This window comes from Paraburkholderia franconis (assembly GCF_009362735.1).
Lineage (GTDB): Bacteria > Pseudomonadota > Gammaproteobacteria > Burkholderiales > Burkholderiaceae > Paraburkholderia > Paraburkholderia franconis.
Genome location: NZ_WHNP01000153.1, coordinates 1 through 7012, shown reverse-complemented (window position 1 = coordinate 7012; position 7012 = coordinate 1). Strand labels below are relative to the sequence as shown.

The following is a 7012-nucleotide window of genomic DNA, read 5'->3' as shown; positions in this document are numbered from 1 at the left end:
ATTGGCGGTGCAGCTGGGGGCGCGTTGCCCGCGTCGAACACATCGGCAACCCGCTCCTGCAACTGCTTCTTCCAGTCCGTGATCTGGTTCGGATGGACATCAAATTGCTGGGCCAACTCTGCCAGCGTCTTGTCGCCCTTAAGCGCCGCTAGTGCCACCTTTGCCTTGAATGCCGGTGAGTGTGTCCGTCGGTTTCGTTTCGTCATCTTCTGGTTCCTTGTCGCCGGCCATTATGACCGACTCACGCCCCAGCTTTTCCACTCAATGAACTGTCCGAATTTCCGGAGCCACCTCTCTCGATACGGTTATACCGCTGATGCGGAGTAAGAGCGTCGACAGCCTTCAACCGAATCCCACCACATCGATCGCTCGCCTCCGGAGTCGAAACTTACATGGCGGATTTTCTGATGATGAATACGAGCAAAGAAATAGCAGCGCTTGAGAGCGTGCTTGCAAAAACGGTCGATGCGCTCGTCGCCTACCTGACGGACTGTCGGTTCAGTGAGTCGCAGTTGAACGTCGGAAACTTGGTGATGGCAGTAGAAGCGGTCTACGAACCGCATCCGCGGTTCTGGCGAGACCTCAGTCTAACGTGTGTCGCCGATGCAATAGCGCGCGTGTTCCCTGACTGGAAGCCCAATGGACGCCAAACCCCGCACGGCGGCAAGAGTCCGATGCGAGATATAGAAAAGGTGCTGGAACTCTACGCTTTTGACGAAGCTAACGCGGAAATGCTCCTCTCCCTGCCAAAGCATAAGCGCCCTGAAGACCGAACGTCAGCAGCCGATTGGATTTGCGCCGAATATCGTCGCAAGGGGCAGACGACGGAGTTGCTGTTCGCGCAAATGGACGGCAAACGATGCGGTGAGGCCGCGCTGGAGGTACTAAGGTGCGTAGAAAACGCGCGTGGTGGGAAGCCGTTCGAGAGAATCGGAACCGCCATCGCCCGCTGGTACCGCGAGTCAGTGATGAAACAGCGGACGGAAAAATCTGTCCCCTGACGTGCGAAAAACAGGACTGCGGCTATCGCAGTGTATGCCGGCCCAGAGCGGAATTCGTTTCCGATTTCGAGATTCGGCAACAAACGTACGCTAACGCCCGCTTGTGCCGCCAGCACCACCTGATCAAAGTTTCCATACAGCCGCATCGTGCCCCTAGCCACCAGTGCTATTACCGAACCTCAAATTTCTCTTAAAGTTTTTTGATTTTCATCCGTTAAGACGTTCACATCAAACAGTAACATTAATTTCCAAAAGCACAAGCGTCAATCGGAGTAGAAATGGCAATCGGACAGGCCGCTTTGCAAGCCCTGCAAAACGCAAGCACAGCCACAGCGTGGATCGGTGATTCGATCGGAGTTGTTGCGGCTCTTATAACACGCTTTACCGCAAATTTTCATGCGATGTGGGCATTCATCGGCATCCTTCTCCTAGCAATAGCCATGATGAACGTATGGCTGCTTAGTCGAGTAGGTCTATCACCTTCAACTACTCCGCCTGCCTTAGTCGGCTCGGTCGTCCTCGGGTCCATTGGTTCGCGACTCGTCGGAAACTGGTTGACCCTCAAAGCAAAATAAGCAAAAGGGTCGAGTGGCAATTCTATTGTTCAGGCCAAGCTCCTTGCCCAATCGGAGTTTCTTCCACTGTCAGGCGAGGCTTCCGGCTGATGCCGGATTTTCACTAAACGCGACTGCAATTAACTGAAAACTATCCACCAAGGGAGTAACCGATATGCCCATAAAATGTAACAACCCAGACATGCTGATTACATTTGTGAAGCAGAAGCATCCGCAGGCCGAATTCTCGAATCCAACTCATCTTCAGACAAAAATCAGTTTTCCTTGCGGTCTCGTTATGAATATCTTCAATACGGGCACGGTAAATTTCCAAGGCAACAGCCACGAAAATCGCATCGCAGCCGACCTCCTCAACGTTATCGACGCTATCAACAGATAACTGAGTCTGAACCGAGCGAACGGAGGGCTTGCGCGAGCAGGAATCAGATATCCTGCCCGCGAGAGTCACTAGCGATCGCTCACCATCACCGGACCGATCAAGCGGCAGTCGATTCAGCCGCGGCAGCGTTTGTCGACGCGGACGCTTGCGCCGGTGCTTCCGGCGTCGCGACCGACTTCTTCGCGGCAGCATTCCTCGCCGTCACCTTCTTCGTCGCGACTTTCTTCGCAGGCGGCTTCTTGGTCGCTGCAATGCTCTTTTTTGCAGCGACCTTCTTCGTAGCAACCTTCTTGGCCGCACCCTTTTTGGCAGCCGCCTTCTTCGCACCTACTTTCTTCGCGGCAGCTTTCTTGGCCGGCACCTTTTTCGCCGCCTTCGGCGCCACATCACCCTCGCCCGTGCCGCCGTCAATCAGAAATGCCGTGCGGTCTTTAGCGCCGGCAAGCCACGCCGGAGCAGGACCTCGGCCGCTCCACGTCGCCCCGGTCGCGGGGTCGCGATACTTCGGTGTCTGCGGCCCGCGAACGTAATTGCCGACCTTGGCGGCCGTCTTCGCGGTCGGCACCGGAGATCCCGATGCGCCATCTATTGCAAACTTACTACGGTCTTTCGCATTTGCAATCCACGTGGGAGCGCGACCATGCCCAGTCCAGGTAGCGCCACTCTTCGGGTCGCGATACTTTGCTACCGACACAGACGACTTGGCGGCAACCTTAACGCCCGGCTTGCGACCGCGCTTCTTCGAACCGCCGATATGCGCTTCGATGTCAGCCGTGGTCAAGCCATGCTTTTGCATAATGTCGCGAATCTTAGCGATTACCCCCGACGACTGTTGTACGGCCAGCGCTTCCGCCCGAGCCTGAAGCTTTGCAATCTGCGCCTGGACTTTCTCAAGTGTTGTCATTTATATTTCTCCTATAGTCAGTAATGGCGGCACTATGCCACATAACCGTGCAAATAGGCCATAGAGCGGCAGACCTCATCGACGATACTGAGACTAGATTGACGTTCGCAAGGCGCGGCGTTTGCGTTGGTTGGGCAGATCGCCAAAGCCGCGTAAACCGTATAAACGGGGAAATTTCATGGATGAGAGAAAGCGCGACAGCATGGTCGCCTATCTACGCCGCAGAATGGCAGAAGTCGGCATTGAACCCGACGATCTCGCAGCCGCGATTGCCGAAGACCAGCTTAAACAGAAAACTGCCCGATATCGCAGTGCGACCGGAGAAATCTGGTCGGGCGACGGGGAGATGCCTCAATGGCTCAAGCAGGCCATCAGTGCAGGGCAATCATTGGAACACTTCGCTGTCGAACACGCTGCGCCTGCGGCGCCGGCAATGACCGAGACGCGTACAAAGGTAGACTGGAGTCAGGACCCGTTTGCAGGCAGCAGACTTGCGGCCGCGCAGCCGTCACATCGCGACACTTGAATATGCGCACCCGTGGTCAGCTATTTGCCATCTTGTCGAACTAGTAATTAAGCTATTTCACGCTCAACCGAAATCGACTACATCGGACGGTCGACCAGCTGGGAGACCGCAAAATCCAGCTTGAAACTAGAACCATGACGTCTCGTTTCCCTCGCCCAATGCGCTTCTCTGCGACGGGGTCGAAAGGATGGAGTCGATGAAAGTGTGAGCTCGCTTTCCCCCGTACCGGAACGCTTCCTCTTCGCTGAGGAAATCGAACTTCTCCTGGAAACTTGTAACCTCGTGGCTTTCATCGCCAGCCGACGAAACGGTCCAAGATACGCGGAAACGCCGATACGCACCGCCCAGCGAATGAGACCGCGCCGGTGTGACGTGAACGTCGATGCTGTAACCGCGATACGTCGCGTAGGACACGGTAGGCATGGCTCCCCCTCACCGCAGAAACGCGGCGTCAACCGGTGCTTGCCAGCCACGTAAAGCACGCGAAATGCCCGAGCCATGTGGCTGTCACTGCAAGTACGACGCTGGCTTAAGATGGCCGAAGTGTCGAGACCAAGCCGGCGCGCTATGCTCCGATGAAAGTTCGTCGGAATGACCTTGCTGGATAACCAAAGGCGGCCGCCAGCGTGGGATTGTTGGCTGCCAATGAGGGCACTTCGTCTCAGACACCGACGCATATCCACGGACGCGGCAGCGTCAGAAACGTTCCACGATGGCCTCTTCCCGCACCTCAATGTCTCCACGACTATCGCGCTACCAGAAAAAGCGCGACTTCACAGTCACTCCAGAGCCTGGGACGTCCCCTGCCAGCGAGTTGCGTGGAAAGGGGGACCTCGGCTTCGTCGTACAGAAGCACTGGGCGAGCCGATTGCACTACGATTTTCGTCTTGAGCATGATGGGGTACTCCTCTCTTGGGCCGTTCCCAAAGGCCCGTGCTATGACCCGAAAGAGAAACGGATGGCGGTGCATGTGGAGGACCATCCCGTCGAGTATGCAGCCTTTGAAGGAACAATTCCGCCGAAACAGTATGGCGCCGGCACCGTCATCGTATGGGACCGTGGAATCTGGGAACCGATCGGCGACGTCAGCAAAGGCATCGAGGCCGGCAAACTTGTCTTTCGGCTCCATGGCGAAAAGCTCGCGGGACTGTGGGAGCTGGTACGCATATCAAAGCCAGTTGACAAGCAAGACCAGTGGATGCTTTTCAAGAAACGAGATGAATGGGCTCGTCCTCTGGCAGAGTACGACGTCATTAAGGCGCTACCAGATAGTGTGATCTCGAAACCGCTCGGCCTCGCGGAAGATCGCGAGCCAAGGTCGGCCAGGCCGCGACGCGGCGCTGAACCGGAGGTCGACCTGTCCTCTGCAGTGCGATCACCCCTGCCAGCGAAGCTTGAGCCGCAACTTGCGACGCTTGCGACTTCGCTGCCGACGAGCGGCGACTGGATAATCGAAAACAAACTGGACGGGTACCGCCTGCTAACTCGCATCGACAAAGGACGCGTGCGACTTTACACGCGAGGCGGCCACGACTGGACAGCCAAATTCCCGGCGCTCGTCGCCGAGATTGGCGCTCTGCCGCTCTCGAGTGGGTGGTTCGATGGCGAGATAGCTGTGCTTAAAGACGGCTTGCCGAATTTTTCCTCACTCCAGGATGCGATTGACGACGCGCGGGCCAATGAAGACATCGTCTATTTCCTGTTCGACCTGATGTATCTCGACGGAAACGACCTGAGAAAAGTACCACTTTGGGCGAGGCGTGCGCGGCTCAAGAGCCTCCTCGAGAACTCAGGCGAGCGATTGCGGTTCAGCCCGGACTTTGATGCACCGCCGGCACAAGTTTTCGAAGCTGCCGCCGGTCTGGGATTGGAAGGCCTCATGCTTAAGCGGCGTGCCGCGCCGTATGAATCAGGACGTACTCAGTCGTGGTTGAAAGCAAAAGCGCGACTGCGCCAGGAACTGGTTATCTGCGGATTCACCGCACGCGGCGGCAAATCCGGCGAAGTGGGCAGCCTCCTGCTCGGCTACTACGTCAGAGACAAGCTTCATGATGCAGGTAGCGTCGGCACCGGCTGGGACTCACGAACTGCACATGACCTTTGGCACCGTCTCATTCCACTGGAAGTTGGATCGGGACCGTTTGATGTGCAGGTCAAGAAACAGCGACGATGGGGCAGACGCGCGCCGCGTAGCGAGCGCTGGGTTCGACCCGTGCTGGTTGCCGAGATCGAATTCTCCGAGTGGACGGCAGATGGTGCCATTCGGCAGGCGTCGTTCAAGGGATTACGCCTCGACAAACCCGCTGCCAGCATTGTTCGAGAGGGAGGCAAAACGCAGGCACCCGAGCGACTGCCGCAGCTGAAAATTACTCACCCGGAACGAATCGTCGACCCTTCGACCGGCATTACGAAAGCCGACCTCGTTCGCTATTACGCGAGCGTCGCCAAGTGGATGCTGCCTCATCTCAAGGACAGACCCGTGGCAATGGTCCGTGCGCCCTCCGGTATCGCGGGCGGTGAACTGTTTTTCCAGAAACACGCCGAGCGAACAGGCATGCCAGGACTCACCGCCCACGACCGCGACCTTTGGCCCAAGCATCCGCCATTGCTGAGTGTCGATACGGTAGACGCGCTGCTCTCAGCTGCGCAAATGAATGTCGTCGAGTTTCACACATGGAACTCTACGGTCCGCAAACTCACCCAGCCTGACCGTGTCATCCTCGACCTAGACCCTGGCGAAGGAGTGAAGTGGGCTCACGTTCGGGAGGCCGCACTTCTCGTTCGAGTGCTCCTGTCGGAACTGGGATTGCGCGCCTGGCTGAAGACGAGCGGCGGGAAAGGTCTTCACGTTGTCGTGCCACTGACGTCGCGGTTGGAATACAGCGCGGTCAAGTCCTTCTCTCAGGCTTTCGTCCGGCATCTGGCGAAGACGATTCCAGAACGCTTTTCGGCAGTATCTGGCCCCTCAAATCGCCTTGGCAAGGTCTACGTCGACTACTTGCGCAATGGCAAGGGACAGACGACCGCCGCGGCGTTTTCGGCGCGCGCACGGCCCGGGATGGGCGTATCGATGCCGGTTTCATGGGAACAGCTCAGCGACCTCAAAAGCGGCGCGCAGTGGAACGTTCAGACGGCACGCGAATACCTAAGCTTCCAGTCGGAGGATCCGTGGGCGGACTACTGGTCGTGTGGGCAGTCGCTAGCCGCGGCTATCAAGGGTCTACGGTAAAGGGGCAGTTGCGACCGTGGCAGCCAGCGAGGTACCTCACGCGGCGCACGACCATCCGCCAATTGACGAGAGCGGCCCCGTTACGAGATACTGTATATTCATAAGGGCTATCCACTTAGCGCCAAAATTCCACGCTGTGAAATTCAGCCCTCACGGGGAGATTTTCGCGCGATCTGCCGGTAGGTGATGGGGTCTGTCTGAACGGCCTGTTCAAGCAGGCGGTAGAAAAGCAGGCCGCGGGAATGAGACGTGCGTCGGTTAAAGCGAAAGACGAACTCGTCGAGGTAATGGTCTAGGTGGGCCGGCTTGACCGCCCCTTGGTGCGTGCCGAGAAGCCAGCGCTTAAGCAGTGAAGCGACGCGATGGACGCCGGGTAACGGCACGTGCGCCGGAATGGC

7 protein-coding genes are annotated in these 7012 nt (G+C 57.4%); 4 read left to right on the top strand and 3 right to left on the bottom strand.

Annotated features, from left to right (window positions below; all coding sequences use genetic code 11):
- The coding region (locus tag GCT13_RS46335; RefSeq protein WP_152767547.1) for a transposase at positions 1–206 on the bottom strand (206 nt) is incomplete at its 3' end.
- 186 nt (positions 207–392) lie between these two features.
- On the opposite strand from GCT13_RS46335, the gene GCT13_RS46330 reads away from it, so the two are divergent.
- Both GCT13_RS46330 and GCT13_RS46325 read left to right on the top strand, forming a co-directional pair.
- Entirely contained in the window at positions 393–1001 is a 609-nt protein-coding gene (locus GCT13_RS46330; RefSeq protein ID WP_227747384.1) for a hypothetical protein, read from the top strand.
- Between the two features lie 278 nt (positions 1002–1279).
- Positions 1280–1576 carry a hypothetical protein gene (locus GCT13_RS46325; RefSeq protein WP_143811242.1) on the top strand — a complete coding sequence of 99 codons (297 nt, stop codon included), beginning with the start codon at positions 1280–1282 and terminating at the stop codon, positions 1574–1576.
- Positions 1577–2052: 476 nt separating this feature from the next.
- Here GCT13_RS46325 and GCT13_RS46315 read toward each other — a convergent pair whose 3' ends face one another.
- Entirely contained in the window at positions 2053–2859 is an 807-nt protein-coding gene (locus GCT13_RS46315) for an H-NS histone family protein (protein WP_087740421.1), read from the bottom strand.
- A gap of 178 nt (positions 2860–3037) precedes the next feature.
- Here GCT13_RS46315 and GCT13_RS46310 point away from each other — a divergent pair, with 178 nt between their 5' ends.
- Both GCT13_RS46310 and ligD read left to right on the top strand, forming a co-directional pair.
- Positions 3038–3385, top strand: a complete 348-nt coding sequence (locus tag GCT13_RS46310; RefSeq protein ID WP_087740420.1) for an H-NS family nucleoid-associated regulatory protein — start codon at positions 3038–3040, stop codon at positions 3383–3385.
- Positions 3386–4097: 712 nt separating this feature from the next.
- A complete protein-coding gene (ligD, locus tag GCT13_RS46300; protein WP_087740418.1) occupies positions 4098–6614 on the top strand; it encodes a DNA ligase D in 2517 nt (838 codons plus the stop codon).
- Between the two features lie 143 nt (positions 6615–6757).
- Here the strand turns inward: ligD and GCT13_RS46295 are convergent.
- On the bottom strand, positions 6758–7012 hold a 255-nt coding region (locus GCT13_RS46295), incomplete at its 5' end, for a transposase (RefSeq protein ID WP_193727972.1).